Annotated in this window: 10 protein-coding genes and 3 pseudogenes; 10 read left to right on the top strand and 3 right to left on the bottom strand. The window is 43.3% G+C overall.

The genetic code is table 11. The features are described 5' to 3' along the window. Positions 1–261: 261 nt before the first annotated feature. The 6 genes and pseudogenes from AB4405_RS13685 (at position 262) to yqfB (ending at position 7160) form a co-directional block, all read left to right on the top strand. Positions 262–969, top strand: a complete 708-nt coding sequence (locus AB4405_RS13685; RefSeq protein ID WP_102470274.1) for a response regulator — start codon at positions 262–264, stop codon at positions 967–969. A 13-nt stretch (positions 970–982) separates the two neighbouring features. After that, positions 983–2275 (top strand): ATP-binding protein, encoded by a 1293-nt coding sequence (locus AB4405_RS13680; RefSeq protein WP_372061336.1) that lies wholly within the window; start codon positions 983–985, stop codon positions 2273–2275. 144 nt (positions 2276–2419) lie between these two features. Next, the gene (locus AB4405_RS13675; protein WP_372061382.1) at positions 2420–3562 is read left to right on the top strand and encodes an exonuclease SbcCD subunit D; all 1143 of its coding nucleotides are present in this window, start codon (positions 2420–2422) and stop codon (positions 3560–3562) included. Between the two features lie 5 nt (positions 3563–3567). Next, positions 3568–4237 (top strand): annotated as a pseudogene (locus AB4405_RS24405) (AAA family ATPase); the annotation flags it as partial. A 1466-nt stretch (positions 4238–5703) separates the two neighbouring features. Then, a pseudogene (locus AB4405_RS24400) lies at positions 5704–6612 on the top strand (SbcC/MukB-like Walker B domain-containing protein); the annotation flags it as partial. Between the two features lie 251 nt (positions 6613–6863). Then, positions 6864–7160, top strand: coding sequence for a N(4)-acetylcytidine aminohydrolase (gene yqfB, locus AB4405_RS13665; protein WP_102470275.1), 297 nt, complete (start codon positions 6864–6866; stop codon positions 7158–7160). A gap of 75 nt (positions 7161–7235) precedes the next feature. Here yqfB and AB4405_RS13660 read toward each other — a convergent pair whose 3' ends face one another. Continuing rightward, positions 7236–8192, bottom strand: a complete 957-nt coding sequence (locus AB4405_RS13660) for an ADP-ribosylglycohydrolase family protein (RefSeq protein WP_372061333.1) — start codon at positions 8190–8192, stop codon at positions 7236–7238. A 220-nt stretch (positions 8193–8412) separates the two neighbouring features. Then, the gene (locus tag AB4405_RS13655; protein WP_372061331.1) at positions 8413–9426 is read right to left on the bottom strand and encodes an OmpA family protein; all 1014 of its coding nucleotides are present in this window, start codon (positions 9424–9426) and stop codon (positions 8413–8415) included. Between the two features lie 457 nt (positions 9427–9883). Here AB4405_RS13655 and AB4405_RS13650 point away from each other — a divergent pair, with 457 nt between their 5' ends. From AB4405_RS13650 to AB4405_RS13635, 4 genes are all read left to right on the top strand, one after another. After that, positions 9884–10795, top strand: coding sequence for a DUF6279 family lipoprotein (locus tag AB4405_RS13650; protein WP_372061330.1), 912 nt, complete (start codon positions 9884–9886; stop codon positions 10793–10795). Positions 10796–10832: 37 nt separating this feature from the next. Beyond that, positions 10833–11072 (top strand): hypothetical protein, encoded by a 240-nt coding sequence (locus AB4405_RS13645; RefSeq protein WP_102470210.1) that lies wholly within the window; start codon positions 10833–10835, stop codon positions 11070–11072. A gap of 84 nt (positions 11073–11156) precedes the next feature. Continuing rightward, positions 11157–12665 carry an NAD(P)H-hydrate dehydratase gene (locus AB4405_RS13640; RefSeq protein ID WP_372061328.1) on the top strand — a complete coding sequence of 503 codons (1509 nt, stop codon included), beginning with the start codon at positions 11157–11159 and terminating at the stop codon, positions 12663–12665. A 530-nt stretch (positions 12666–13195) separates the two neighbouring features. Continuing rightward, positions 13196–14242, top strand: coding sequence for a GMP reductase (locus AB4405_RS13635; RefSeq protein WP_102470212.1), 1047 nt, complete (start codon positions 13196–13198; stop codon positions 14240–14242). Positions 14243–14339: 97 nt separating this feature from the next. On the opposite strand, the pseudogene AB4405_RS13630 reads toward AB4405_RS13635, so the two are convergent. After that, positions 14340–15451: pseudogene (locus tag AB4405_RS13630) on the bottom strand (IS3 family transposase). Positions 15452–15544 lie beyond the last annotated feature (93 nt).

Genomic DNA, 15544 nt, shown 5'->3' with positions numbered 1-15544 from the left:
TTGTGTATGGCTTTGTATTCTCAGGTAGACAATTGCTTACTTTGGGGTGTTGCCAGCTACAAAGGGAAGACCCAAAATCCATCTATAGATAATAGTTATATTCGTAACTCTTTGGAATTTAGAGACTAAATCTACTTAAGGCCGTCGTTACTTTATAAATGTGTAATGCCTTACTAAAAATGTAATATTATTTATACGTGTTTGAGTAACTATGTAAATTTATGTATGGTGGCGCGTAATATTATTGATATTACGGATGGGATGATGGACAGCCAGAAACTATTAATTGTTGAAGATGACGTTAAATTGAATGAAATGCTAGCGGATTACTTCAAAACTCAAGGCTTCCGCGTTCGTAGTGTCGTCGATGGAAATCTTGCTCAAGATGTCATACAAGAATTTGAACCGGATCTGATCATATTAGATCTTATGTTGCCTGGGCAAGATGGCCTATCGATCTGCCGTGCTGTACGGGACAGTTATTTCGGAAAAATATTGATGCTCACCGCCAGTGACGATGACTTTGATCATGTGGCGGCATTAGAAACCGGTGCAAATGATTTTGTCTCTAAGCCTATTAAACCAAGAGTCCTACTCGCACGAATCCGAAACTTACTTCGTCAATCTGTGGGAGATAACGTCAATAAAACAGGTCACTCGCTGATGTATGGTCAACTCGTCATTAGTCAATTGAGCCGCAGTTGCAAATACAAAGACATTGACGTATCACTGACCGATAGTGAATTTGATTTACTTTGGTTGCTGGCTTCTTCGCCGGGTGAAACCTTATCGAGAGATTTCTTAACCAAGACGTTACGTGGCATTGATTATGACGGTATCGATCGCACTATCGATAATAGAATTGTGACCCTACGTAAAAAACTTTTCGATGACGCGACTAACCCCAAGGGTGTGATTACCGTTCGTGGTAAAGGCTACCTCTTTGTCTCTGATGGCTGGCAAGATTAAGGTTGTATGATCAATGTGGCGAATATTTGTTGAATCTTTAATTGGCCTTATCTTATTGTTTGCGGCGAGCATTGTAGGGTATGAGCATCTAATCTATGGTAAGTCTGATCCGGACCTTGTTGATGCGAACTTACAAGCTGAGGCGTTTCGTGACATCTTGAATCATGTCTCCGTCAGCGAAAGTAATCAAGATGCTACCGAGCTTCTGCAAATATTCACCCAAAAGACCCATCGATTACTCGATGAAGTACCGATGTCTGAGTTGCCTGATGATGTCGCTCAATATTTTAATCGTGATGATCAACCGACTTATCTGCTTGGCGATTCCGGTCAATTTTGGTTGAAATTTGATAATAGTGACCACTTCTTTACCATGTATGATGATCCAGACTCGGAACTGGTCAAAGCGATTGAATTTGCGGACCAAGTGGTGTGGCTCTTCTTTTTAGCCAGTTTCGTAGTGTTCAGCTTTGGATTTATTTGGTTTTTGAGTCGTAGACTTCGAGAGTTAGAACGAACGGCCAACGATTTTGCAAGCGGTAACTTTCAAGCCAGAGCTTCCGAACGACATTGGATTAAACTAGGAAAACTGAACCGAACGTTCAATAAAATGGCAGACGAGATTGCTAACTTGATGGTGAGTAATAAGTCGTTAACCAATGCGGTTGCCCATGAATTAAGAACGCCAATTTTCAAAATTCAGTGGCAGAGTGAGGTGCTACTTGAGCAAGTCACCTTACCCGAGCAGAAAAAGCAGATACAAAGCATCGTTGAAGATACGGAAGATATGGCGACGCTGGTGGATGAACTGCTTTATTACGCGAGAGTCGAGCGACCTGATGCTGCTGTACATTTAGAAACGGTCGATGTGGTTACGTGGCTAGAAAATCACCATGACAAATGGCAAAAAGATGTCGGAGTTGATTTCTTTATACAGGCAGGTGATTCTCCACAAATAGCGAACATTGATCCTTTTCTTTTATGTCGAATGATTGTCAATTTACTTAGTAATGCAAAACGCTATGCCAAAGAACGTATTGAGATAAACGTATTGTCCTGTGAAGATAGTACCGTTATCCAAGTACAAGATGATGGCTGCGGTGTACCGAAAGAACATTGGGAAGGGTTGTTTGAACCTTTTTATCGAGTGGATAAATCACGGGATAGAACATCAGGCGGCTACGGTTTAGGGCTTGCTATCGTTAAGCACATCATGCTTCGGCACAACGGGCGAGTTAAAGTTTGTGACAGTGAATTAGGTGGCGCGTGTTTTTGTTTGATTTTTCCTCATATAGAGCATAAATAAATCACCAGACATAATGACAATATTTTGCTATTTCAAAAGGGCTTCAGCCACACTTTCATGTGATTGATCTATCGCTGCCAACTGTTCCTTGAACGTTATATACTAACCTTGTACATGTATTAACAAGGTAACGAATTGAACCGTATGAAATTTATCCATACCTCAGACTGGCATTTAGGCAGACAATTTCACAACGTCTCTTTATTGGACGACCAACGCGTCGTTTTAGAGCAAATTGAGCAATATCTCACTGAACATCACATTGACGCGTTGATTATTGCTGGCGACATTTATGATCGCTCCGTCCCTCCGACAAACGCTATTGAAGTACTAGATAAATTTCTGACTAAAGTGATTCAAGAGCTTGGCGTCCCTGTCATCATGATATCGGGTAACCATGACGGTGCGAAACGCCTAGGCTTTGGTGCGCGTCAGTTTGATCAGTCCGGCCTTCACATTATCAGTAGCCTTGAACAGATGACTCAGCCAATTGTTATTTCTAGCGCTGACAATACGCAAATTAATTTCTACGGCATGCCTTATAGTGACCCTGAGCATGTTCGCCATTTCTACGATGTTCCTGCAGCTAATCATGATGACGCTCACCGAATTATGGCTGAGCAACTAGACCTTGTCATGGACACATCAAAAAACAATGTTTTAATTAGTCACTGTTTTATTGATGGAGCAGAACCGTCAGAGTCTGAAAGAACGTTGTCAATTGGTGGTGCTGACCGGGTCAGTTATTCTCACTTTAGTCATTTTGATTACGTTGCTTTAGGGCATCTACATCAAGCACAACAACGCGGAGCGCCACATATTCGTTACTCCGGCTCGATCATGAAGTACTCGTTTTCCGAACAATACCATAATAAAAGCATGACGCTGGTTGAGTTTGATTCTAATGGATTAGTATCAACGACTGCGATTCCACTAATCTCGCCTCATAATATGCGCATATTGGAAGGAGAGATGTTGGAGCTGTTAGAAAAGGGAAAAGAGGACACCCATAGTGAAGATTATCTGTTAGTTCGTTTAATGGATAAACACGCTATTTTGGACCCAATGGCCAAACTTCGGGATGTGTACCCCAATGTATTGCATCTGGAAAAGCCCGGAATGCTGATTGGTGTTGATAGAGAGTTAGCTCAAGCTAGATTGGCGCATTCAGAGTTTGATATGTTCAAAGACTTTTTCCAAGAAGTTCAAGGCAATACGTTGAGTACTGAGCAAGAAGAAATGATCACTGACATCGTTAGTTCGTTAACGAAAAGCAACAAGGAATAGCGACATTGAAACCAATAAAATTAACCTTATCTGCTTTCGGACCGTTTGCTAAGACCGAAGTGATCGATTTTGCGTTGCTAGGGCATTCTCCACTCTTTCTCATTAATGGACCGACAGGATCAGGGAAAAGTTCAATCCTTGATGCAATTTGTTACGCCCTGTATGGAGAAACAACAGGAAGTGAGAGAACGGGCGATCAAATGCGTTGTGATTATGCAAGTGCAACGATGCTGACATCGGTGACATTCGATTTTGAGTTGTCTGGCGAGCAATATCGAATTGAACGCAGCCCTGACCAAGAAGTGCCAAAGCAGCGCGGTGAAGGAACAACGAAGCGCACGCATGCCGCGGTGCTCACGAAGGTATCTGACCAAAGTTTAATTGCCAACAAACCAAAACAAGTAGCGGTTGCGATTCAAGAGCTTGTAGGGTTGGATGTGAAACAATTTCGGCAAGTAATGGTACTCCCGCAAGGAAAGTTTCGAGAGCTGCTTACCGCAAGCTCAAAAGAGCGTGAACTCATCTTTGGCCAGCTATTTCAAACGCATATATACAGTAATATAGAACGTACCCTATTAGAAAAAGCCGCTGGCATTCGCAAAGCTAAAGACGAGTTTGATAACCAAATCAAAGGCGCTCTTGAGGTTGCAGGGCTTGAATCGGAACAGCAACTAAAAGCCCAAGAAGATGTGTTATTACCAGAGGTTAATTCGTTTAAAACCGACCTTAATCAATCAGATAGGGCGTTAATCGAGGCGAGAAAACAAGCAGAACTAGCCACGCTTCAAGAAAGAAAGTTTAACGAGTTGGATGAGGTTGCTAGGTCAACATTGTCTCATCAGGCGAATCGTCCTATTGATGACACCAACCGTATTCAACTGGCTGCATTTCAATCTGCCGTTAAGTTACAACCTGCGTATATACAGAAAAATAAATTAACAGCAGACACCGTTGAAATGGAGCAGCGGTTACATATTGGAGCCGGAAAAATAGAGAAAGCAAAAGCGTCAAGCGATGCGGCGAACAGAGCGTTAGAGAAAGCGCAACAGCAACATAACTTTACACGGACATTGGATGAAGAGCTTTACCGGATAAAAGGTTATGTCGTGAATGTTCAGCAACTTGAATTACAACGTACAGAACTTAACAATACTTCTTTGGCAGTGACCAATTTAAAAACTGACGTTGAAAAAAGTAAGCAAGCCGTCGCCACCAACTTGATTCGCTACGAACAGAGTAAAGAGAAATTACTCGAATCTGAGCGCTCAGTGGCCATGGTGAAGGAAAAACAACTCGCACTTGAGGCGCTACAAGCTAAAAATGAATTGATTGGACAACTCACGAAGCTAATCGAGCAAACAATCGCGGGTGGAGTTCGAAAAAAAGAGATAGAGACACAGCTAGCCTCTGCCAAGCAACATTACCATATCCTCCAACAACAACGAATTCAGGCTGAGGTGGATTGGCACTCTGGCCAAGCTTATTTATTGTCTAAATCACTAGAGCAGGGCAAGCCTTGTCCGGTTTGTGGAAGTGAAGCACACCCTAATCCGGCAGCACCTATTGGAGCTGAAGTGACGGTAGAGTTGGTCGAAGACTACCGTGTTCAGGAATCAACCGCAAAAACGCAACTTGATGGTCTAGTTATCGATGCTAACCGAGTCGCCGATAGCGTGTCACAGCTTGAGCAACGGAAAAATGAAGTGAGCCACACACTTTCAATCAACATTGATTCCGTCACCCAAATTCGAGATCAAGTTTCGAGCGATCTACTGGCACTTTCTAATGAAATCAAAGCATTACAGACCATTGATCTCAGCGCATTAAATGCACAAGTTGACGTCGCGAAACAAAACCATATTGACGCGGAAACTCGTGTCAAACAACAAACTGCGCAAGCAGAAAAGCTCGTGAGTTCGCTCAGCGGCCTATCGGCAGTGGTGCAAGAACTAGAATCACAAAACCAATCACCTTATAAAACGTTGGCGGAGTTAACTACGAGAAGACAAGCCGTTGAATTGGAAAAAGCGCAGCTAGATCACTTAATTGAACGCACCAAAAAGCAAGCGGTAGAATCGGCAGAATTGGTGACTCGCTATTCAGCCCATTTTGAGTCCTTGACGACGCAAAGTATACAGTTACAAAAAGACCAACAAGCTGCTCAGCAACACTGGGATGAGTCGTTGGAGGCGAGCGATATTATCAATGAAGCTGCATTTAATGATGCTTTGATGTTAAGTGCCTCGGTTGGCCAACTAGAGAATGATATTCGTCAATATGAACGCATCACAACGCAGCTGACGGAAAGGCAGGCTTTATTGTCTAATGAGTTAAATGGAATCGTTCGCCCCGATTTACTGTTGTTTACAGCGCGAGTGACTCAGACTGAATTGAGATACCAATCATTGCTAGTATCGCTGCAAAGCGCACAGTCAAAATTAGATAACCTGACAAAAGTAAAACACATTCTAACCACACTCTATACTCAAAACGATGCCTTGGACAAAGAGTACAAAGTCGTAGGCACACTCAGTGATGTTGCCAACGGTCGGACAGGCAGTAAGGTGAGCTTACACCGTTTTGTTTTGGGCGTTCTTTTAGACGATGTATTGATTCAAGCTTCTCAACGCTTAAGGTTAATGAGCAAAGGACGTTATGACTTAAAACGTAAAGAAGTTCGCAGCAAAGGCAATGCAGGCTCGGGTTTAGATTTGATCGTCGAAGACGCTTATACGGGCAAATGGCGAGACGTGGCGACCTTGTCCGGAGGAGAATCTTTCATGGCCGCGCTGTCGCTCGCGTTAGGATTGTCGGATGTGGTTCAATCCTACAGTGGCGGTATACGATTGGACACGCTGTTCATCGATGAAGGGTTTGGTAGCCTTGACCCCGAATCACTTGACCTGGCGATTCAAACATTGATTGAATTACAACAGTCAGGAAGAACCATTGGTATCATTTCGCATGTTTCTGAGTTAAAAGAACAAATGCCATTACGATTGGATGTTCACGCATCAAGGCTCGGTAGCACGGTGAGTTTAATTAATTAGATTTGCAGTTCCATACAGAAGACTTAATAGAGCAGGCACTAAGAATGGCAAAGACTAAGTACTGTACAGACTAAATGTTGTAAAGACTAAGTGCTGTAAAGGCTAAATGTTGTAAAGGCTGGGCGCAGTAGAGCTTAAGTACAAAAGGTTCCAGTACGCCGACATCTAATTTGATTGGTGTACAGTATCAAATTTATTTAACGACAACTCCCATTGGAGTGTGTATCAGGAAAGTATTCATGTTAAAAACAATGACATTTTTTGAGCGATTTGAAACCGATATTCTTGCTCAGACCAAGACAATAACGATTAGAGATGCGTCTGAGAAAGATTATGAGATTGGCAACGTTGTGCCGGTTTCGACTTTCGAGGATGGGCGAGAGTTTTGTCACGTCAAGGTGTTGTCGGTAAAGGCCATCGACTTTGACGAAATCAATGACCTTCATGCTGAACAAGAAAACATGACGCTTCCTCAATTAAAAGAGGTCATCGAGGAGATTTATCCTGGAGAAAAGCAGTTGTATGTCATCGACTTTGAACTCGCCTAAGTTTGAGCTTGGTCGTTACAAGTTCAAAGTCGCATGATGCGGTAGATAGGAATAAAACGCTACATCACGACGAGGCTATGGATTAACATACAGTAGTTGATAATAAGCGAGCAGCGATTTAGGGAACATGACACGGCCTTCCCAGGCTCTAGGAATATCTTGCTGCTTGCTTTGATAACAAGCGCCCAACGTTGCGCCTAATAAAATGGCGCGACCACAACTATCGCCACCACAAAGTATGTTTTCCCGGATCGTGGCTTCATAACTATGTGCGTTGAGTAATAGGTGCAACGTGACTGGAAATGCGGCTTCTAGGCTGCAGTGCATCCCAAGCGTTTCCGCAACCACAGTTGATGGTTGCAGTACCATCTCCTCAGCGGTTGAAATTGCTTCGTCAACCACCGCCGACAAATTCTTCGCACTCTGGACACATTCGACAGGTGTCTTGCCTTCAATAGCGGCTTTTAAAATGGCGGTAGCGGCAAGGCCATAATCAACAGCATCAGCATTATTGTTAGTGACTCGTATTGCGGATTCGGCGAGCGTCAGTAAATTAGGGTCCAGGTAATGTTTCGCGACGAGTGCTGGAAGTTTAGATAGCGCTGGGTTTTGCTTGTCATCAGCACCACAAGCGGTAAGTGGGGCGTTCTTAATTTCAAGATGGTGGAGATTGAGGAGAGTTTGTCTCGTTGGTTTATCTATATAGCCGTCCCAAAAACCGCCAAAATCGAACCATTGACGAAAGCTATCAATATACGACTTCTCCTCGTAATTTCCGTTATCCGCAATCGCATCTATCATCGAGACAAGTTGCGCGCCATATTGAGACACGTCACCAGGTCTCTTGTTTGTGTGCGCAAAGTATCCCCGGTCAATGTAATCCTTAGCGTTTGGCGCATGGAACTCAGGTGTTCCGTTTGATAGTGTTTTAATCGTGACTTGGTCGTATAACCAATGAAACCCCATAGATGCGGCATCAGCAACCAACGCGCCTACGATTGAGTTGACTGCTCTATTATTGTTTGAGTTCATATATGATCCAATTAAAGCGTGCTAAGTTAATGTTAACGTTAATTGTTATTCTAGTTTGGATTGCGAGAACCTACCTTTAAACATGACTAATTCGTTGATATTTACACGAGGTATCAGCATTTTGCGCATAACCATTTATCTTGTTGCATATTAAAAAAATGCCAGTCTAATCGGACTGGCATTTGGTTGAGATGCAATTAATCTTCTGTACTGTATGACTTTACTTTTGCATTTCTTCGACTGTGTACTCAAATTCAGGAACAGTGAGCTCTACACGTCTATTTTGCGCTCGTCCTTCTGATGTTGAATTATCAGCAATAGGATTTGATTCACCCATACCGCTGACCGTCATTCTTGAACGCTCGATACCTTTAGACTCGAGATAAGCAGCGATAGACTCTGCACGCTCCTCAGATATTCGCTGATTGACTTCTTCTGGGCCAGATGAATCCGTATATCCAACAATTTCAACACTTGATTCAGGGTGATCGGTCATAAGTACGACCAATGGTTCGAAATCAGATAAACGCTCTTCATCAAGTGAGGTGCTGTTAAAGCCAAAATTCTCTTGTCCAGAGGCTTGTTCAAATGTCTTGGTCATGACAACCGCTGCTGCCACAGTTTCGGTTGGCGCCGGCTCCACTTGTGTTGTAGCGGCTGCGGCGGCAGCGGCCGTTGCAGCGGCCGCTGCGTTACCAAATGAGTAGGAAATACCAAGCCATAATGTATCAACGTCAGTGTTAAACCAATCGTCTTTTGCATCGTTAATTCGTTGATATTCGAGTCGACCCGACCATGCAGTGGCAAAATCATACTCAACCCCAACCCCACCCATAAGCGCTGTAGTTTTTCGATCACCATAGGTGGTGTAGGCCGCACCAATCTTACCAAAAACAGACCAATCCTCAGTGAAAGGATACGAAAACTTCGGCGCTAGCGTCGCGGCACTCAGGCCCGAATCTTGTGTGTAACCGATGCCGTTATCTACAAATGATGTTTTGTAATTGCCTAACCAGTCGTATGCAAATTCTAAAGCGATATAATCATTCCAATCGTATCCGCCAAAGAAACCGGCACTAAAGCCGCTGTCTGTACAATCTGCGCCTGCTATATTACAAGCGTCGGAAAGTTGTGAACCACCTAAACGGCCACCTAAGTAAAACCCTTCATCCGCCGTGACCTGTGGTACGGTCAAGGCACTTAGTATTGCGGCTGCTACCACTGTTATTCTCATAATGACGTCCTTTATCCTTAAAATGTGTATTACGGTACATCACTGATAAAAATAGTTTAATAACAGGGTATTGGCAAAAAAATTAGTTAAGTTTCATATAAAAAAGCAGGCGCAATATAAATGTTCAGCCAGATTGGATAAAAATGAACCTGCTCGCACTAAACTAAAGTGCTATTTAGCCCTTTGTTTGTAATGATTTACAGTGTGAATTCTCACAGAATGGTTGAACTTGTTGGCAAATAAAACGGCGCAAATTTGAAGCGCTCAATATAAACGTGAGTGCATTGCGTGCTTGTGCGATTGACTGAGTTTTCCATAAACTAGCTTCCCGTCAATTCAGTATTCACAAAGTCACTAACCAAATGCACAGCCATATTGTCGTGCTTCACATTTCATCTATCCTTAACTAGGAATGGATACTAATGATTACATAGTACTAAGGGAAGGGATGTTGGTCATGAATAACACTATGCTGAGAAATAGTGTCGCAGCGGTATTCGCACTAGTCACGCTAGTGGGTTGTGGCACAAAATTTCTCTACAGTAATTTGGATTGGATCATTGTTGAATATATCGACGATTATGTCACCTTGACTGGCGGGCAAGAAGAGATCTTGAGTGAAAGAATAGAAGTGTTAAGTGACTGGCACCGTCAAGAAGAATTGCCTTCCTATCTTCGCCAATTAGATACAATTCGACAGCAAGACCCTAATCAAGCGTCGCAAGCATTTGTTTTAGAGCAAATGAGGGAGGTCAGGCAGCACAGCCAACGATTGGTAGAGCGAATGACCCCCGATCTCTATGCGTTGACTCAGCAATTGAACGACCAACAGGTCAATGAGTTGGTGAAAAACCTTGCGAAACAAGACAAAAAGTTATTGGAGAAATATCAAGGATTAGATGGGGCATCCATTCGCCAGATGTATCAAGAGCGGATCGAAAGTAGTTTTGAGCGTTGGTATGGGGAAGTCACACCCGAACATCATTTGTTGGCAATTGAATGGTCAGAAAGCATGGAAATAACAGCGGTTGACTGGCAAATGCATCGAGAAAATATGCAAAGATACATCAAGCAGTTGCTGCTCAGAAGAAACGATCTTGCTTACTTTCAACCTGAGTTTCAACGTTTTATGAATTCACCTGACAGCTACTACTCGGAAGCTTTGACTGCCAAAGTTCTTAGTAATCGCCAGACAGCAGCGAAATACATCGCTAAGTCTCTCAATACATTAACAGAGAAACAAAAAAAACACCTCATTAGCGAAATTGATGACTGGCGCGATATCGCCAAGGACTTAATGGCTTTGAAGACGTTAGACTATAGTCCTACAGCTTTCATCCTAAGAACCTCCTACACTGAGTCAGTATAATTGTTGGCTACTACAAGCATTAGGGAGAGTGGGACGAATGGAAACGAGTTTATATTTGGCGGAAAAAGGACTGCTCTTAGTCGGTATCATGTTTATTTTAACGGGTATGGTTCAGTATGGCCGTCGTAGTCAGGACTGGAAAGGTGTTATAACCATGTTTTATAAGCGAGTACCGATGAACGTAACGGAATATAAGCGCTACAGACTGGGTGTTTCCTTGGTTATAGCTGCTATTGTCATCCGTTTTGCATTTCATATCTTTTGGCCGCAGTTTTAGATAGAACGGTTTACATTAAGAGTTCGAAACGCTCTATCCATTAATACTGACGACCTATCAATACTTACGACAAGGTGAGGGTTAATGATGAAGCAGTGTAATTATACGCATACCTTACCTTGTGAGCTTTATAGTACCGAGTCGGTCAGGCAAGGCGAGAAGGTGGTTGCATCGCACCTGAATATCGAACTTTCTACTTTAATGGAACGCGCTGGGCAATCGGTTTTCGATTACCTAATGGATACATACCCCTCTCTCAATCATATTCTGATCTGTTGTGGTAAAGGAAGTAACGGCGGTGATGGTTATATCACGGCTGCGCTGGCCTTGCAGGCGAACATCTCGGTGACGTTGTGGCAAGTTGGCAGTACTGAATTACTGAGTGGCGATGCTTTACACGCCAAAAATCACTTCCTGAATCTTGGTGGTACCATTACGTCACCAACCAATCTCGTACCTGATTCAATAAATGTTGTTGTCGATGCGATATTAGGCACCGGTCTATCCGGCCCTGCGCGTGCTTATCACTCTCATGTAATTGACCGTATTAATCAGTCAAATCTGCCTGTTGTCTCTATTGACGTTCCTTCGGGTCTCGATGCCGATACAGGGCACGTCTTTGGTAAGGCTATTATTGCATCTCACACCGTAACGTATATTGGCGTTAAGTCAGGGCTCGTCACGGGTAATGCACGACAATATGTTGGGCAACTCGTGTTTGCTGGCTTGGGCATTCAGGATGAATTTAGGCGTGTTATCGCACCGCTTGCTCAATTGTCGAACAACCAGTGGATGTCACAGATTCGATCAAGAAAGAGAGACGCACACAAAGGTAATCAAGGGAAAGTCGTGGTGATTGGTGGCGACAGCGGTATGAGTGGTGCAGCCTATCTTGCCTCTGCTGCTGCATTTAGGGTAGGAGCGGGGCTTGTAACAACCGTTTGTCATACAGACAGCCTAACCCCCCTTCGTTCTCTATTGCCCGAGGCCATGATTGTTGAGTGGGATCATCGTCATTTATCTTGGGGAACGGTTGCTTGTGTGGGTGTTGGGCTAGGACGGAATCAATGGGGGGAAAAGCGGTTCTCAGAAGCTGAGTTATATTTCGATACGCACAATATCGCGCGGGTGTTAGATGCTGATGCGCTATATTGGTTAGCCCGCAAGACATCAAATTTGTCATCATCAGCACGTATTCTTACGCCACACCCTGGTGAAGCGGCCAGTTTATTGGGCGTATCGGTTGCAACTATCGAAGAAAATCGATATCTCGCGGCGAATCAATTGGTAGATCGTTTCGGCGGTATCATTGTCCTAAAAGGTGCAGGGACGTTAGTCTGTGATGGTAACAATACCGTTGTTTGCCATGCTGGTAACCCTGGAATGGCAACAGGAGGTATGGGCGATGTCCTCGCTGGGGTCATTACTGGCTTACTTGCTCAGGGCTATTCGCCATATCAAGCCGCGGTCCTAGGGAGCTTAGTTCATAGTATTGCTGCTGATCAGTGTGCAGAAGAGCGAGGCGAGGTTGGTATGCTGGCCAGTGATTTACTTCCATACTTAAGGGAAGTCGCGAATAGTTATAACAGATGATGGAGACTCAGAGTTTTTAATGGCAGTGTCAATGGATAGAGTGTTTCAACATCAAAATGGGTATTTTGAACGAAATATTTACAGATTTGTGCGCTAACAATCATTGCGAAATAGCATTATTGGTCGTTTTTTGAACGACTGCCTGGCGGTTTTTTCTTAGAGAATCGTTTGCTTGGTTATTTCTTGTCCAAGTTGAGCGCTGGTGTTGGGATAAGGCATGTCGTGTTTAATCAACATTATTAATTTAATAAACAATAAGTTAATAATGTTTTAGCTTAAAGAATAAGCACTTAGAATTGAGCAGATTTGCAGATGTTCGAAATAGTATCACAAATAAATTTGAAAAATCAGTCTTGTAAGATTTATTTCCCAACCTATAATGCTGAAAACCGGAGCGTCTGCCAACGCTCCGGTTTTTTTGTGTCCGAAGAAAGGTAAACCGTCTGCCAACGTTTTGCCACGCACTATGCTTAGTTATGTAAGTGATATGCCCACTGGAACATTTACTAACAAATCAAGGAATAAATACAATGCGTATCGAACAAGAACTTAAGTTAGGCTTTAAAGATGTACTGTTTCGCCCTAAGCGTTCAACACTAAAAAGTCGTTCTCAAGTAAATTTAACCCGCGATTTTACATTCAAGCATAGTGGTCGTCAATGGTCAGGTACTCCTGTCATTGCAGCAAATATGGATTCAGTTGGTAGCTTTGAAATGGCGACTGAGTTAGCGAAACACGGCGTTATGACGGCAATGCACAAGCATTACAGTGTTGAGCAGTGGGCTGAATTCGTAAAAGGCGCTGATAAAGAAACATTGAACAAAGTATTTGTTTCTACTGGTACGTCTGACCGCGAGTTTGAAAAAACAAAAGCTATCTTGGCGTTAAGCGACGACCTTGAGTTTATTTGTATTGATATCGCAAACGGGTATTCAGAGCACCTTGTTGAGTACGTTCAACGTGTACGTGCTGAATTCCCAACGATGACGATCTCTGCAGGTAATGTTGTTACTGGTGATATGTGTGAAGAGCTTATTCTTGCTGGTGCGGACATTGTTAAAGTAGGTATCGGCCCTGGTTCAGTGTGTACGACACGTGTTAAAACAGGCGTAGGCTACCCACAACTTTCTGCCATCATTGAGTGTGCAGACGCAGCTCATGGCCTTGGCGGTATGATCATTGGTGACGGCGGTTGTGCTTGTGCTGGTGACGTTGCTAAAGCGTTTGGTGGCGGTGCAGATTTCGTCATGCTTGGCGGTATGCTTGCTGGCCACGAACAATCTGGTGGCGATGTCATTGAAAAAGACGGTAAGACGTTCATGAAGTTCTACGGCATGTCTTCAGAAAGCGCAATGGCGAAGCACTCAGGTGGCGTTGCTAAATACCGCGCAGCAGAAGGCAAAACAGTCCTTCTTCCTTACCGTGGTGACGTGAACGATACGATTTCAGACATCCTTGGTGGTGTACGTTCAACTTGTACATACGTAGGCGCAGCAAAGCTTAAAGAGCTAACGAAGCGTACCACGTTCATCCGTGTACAAGAGCAAGAGAACAACGTTTACGGCAAAGACGCATAAGTTAACACTTAGCAAAATTTGTTGAATAAGGGCCGCTTTTTAGCGGCTCTTTTTTTTGCCTGAAAAACAGCGTTTTGTAAATGTAAACATCCCTTAATTAGTGGCACTCGAAATTAGAGCCTTTCCTTTGTTGCGATTTTGCCAAATACTCCCAAGGAGTAAGATCTCCCGGTGAGTCATGTGGTCGCTCATGGTTGTACTCTTTTATCCATATTTCTGTTAATTCACGGACTTCATTCAGCGTTTTAAAGATGTACATATTCAAAATGGCATCGCGATAGGTTCGATTAAAACGCTCTATATATGAATTCTGAGTGGGCTTTCCTAGTTTGATAAACTCCAGGTCAACCTGATTATCCTCCACCCATTCAGCCAACTTTATCGAGATAAATTCGGGGTCATCATCCATTCATATCTTTTTAGGATAGGCACGCCATGCGACAACTCGGTCAAGTATTTGAAGTACACGAACCGTTGGTATACTTAAATCGACCTCTACGGCTAATGCTTCACGATTAAAACTATCTAAGAGGTGAAACGTACTAAAACGTCTTCCACACTGTAAAGAGTCACTCATAAAATCCATAGACCAACATTCATTCACATGGTCTGGCACGCACAACGGCATGGGATGACGAGTTGGAAGCCGCTTTTTAGCACGTTGGCGCATATTCAGATTTAACAATAGATATACACAATGGGCTCGCTGATGATTCCATTTATAATCCCATCGCTTCAGAGTCTTAAATGGCTTGCTAAATCCGTATGCTGGATAGCGTTCAACTGCCTCTTGAAGCGCCTCAATGATCTCATCATCTCGATGTAGCTCTGGCTGATATCTATAAACTGAATCACTAATGCCAACAACTCTGCACGCTCGGCGTTGGCTGACGTTATGTTTACATTTGACATAATCGACCAACTCACGACGAACCGATGGCTTTACAGTTTTTTTTCAATAACGTCTTTAAGAATGGAATGATCCAGGCTTAAACCTGTGTACATCTGTTTTAGTCGGCGATTCTCTTCTTCAAGCTCTTTTAGGCACTTGATATCAGAGCTATCCATGCCGCCGTATTTGGACTTCCAGTTATAATACGTTGCGTCCGAAATACCGTATTCACGACAAACATCCGATACTTTTCAGCCAGCTTCAACTTCCTTCAAGATTTTAACGATCTGCGATTCTGTATAGCGTGACTTTTTCATTATCGTTTTCCATTTTACTTAGTTTAAACGGAATAACTCTAAATCGGATAAAGCTTTTGATTGATTAAGCACGCAGGGCAAGATCATGAAAGC

The organism is Vibrio sp. 10N.261.51.F12 (assembly GCF_041471725.1).
In the GTDB taxonomy this organism is placed as follows: Bacteria; Pseudomonadota; Gammaproteobacteria; order Enterobacterales; family Vibrionaceae; genus Vibrio.
This window is presented reverse-complemented; position numbering and strand designations above follow the sequence as displayed.

Coding starts and splice junctions, on each gene's coding strand:
- AB4405_RS13685 (WP_102470274.1), top strand. CDS start 262: ATGATGGACAGCCAGAAACTATTAATTGTTGAAGATGACGTTAAATTG.
- AB4405_RS13680 (WP_372061336.1), top strand. CDS start 983: ATGTGGCGAATATTTGTTGAATCTTTAATTGGCCTTATCTTATTGTTT.
- AB4405_RS13675 (WP_372061382.1), top strand. CDS start 2,420: ATGAAATTTATCCATACCTCAGACTGGCATTTAGGCAGACAATTTCAC.
- yqfB (WP_102470275.1), top strand. CDS start 6,864: ATGACATTTTTTGAGCGATTTGAAACCGATATTCTTGCTCAGACCAAG.
- AB4405_RS13660 (WP_372061333.1), bottom strand. CDS start 8,192: ATGAACTCAAACAATAATAGAGCAGTCAACTCAATCGTAGGCGCGTTG.
- AB4405_RS13655 (WP_372061331.1), bottom strand. CDS start 9,426: ATGAGAATAACAGTGGTAGCAGCCGCAATACTAAGTGCCTTGACCGTA.
- AB4405_RS13650 (WP_372061330.1), top strand. CDS start 9,884: ATGAATAACACTATGCTGAGAAATAGTGTCGCAGCGGTATTCGCACTA.
- AB4405_RS13645 (WP_102470210.1), top strand. CDS start 10,833: ATGGAAACGAGTTTATATTTGGCGGAAAAAGGACTGCTCTTAGTCGGT.
- AB4405_RS13640 (WP_372061328.1), top strand. CDS start 11,157: ATGATGAAGCAGTGTAATTATACGCATACCTTACCTTGTGAGCTTTAT.
- AB4405_RS13635 (WP_102470212.1), top strand. CDS start 13,196: ATGCGTATCGAACAAGAACTTAAGTTAGGCTTTAAAGATGTACTGTTT.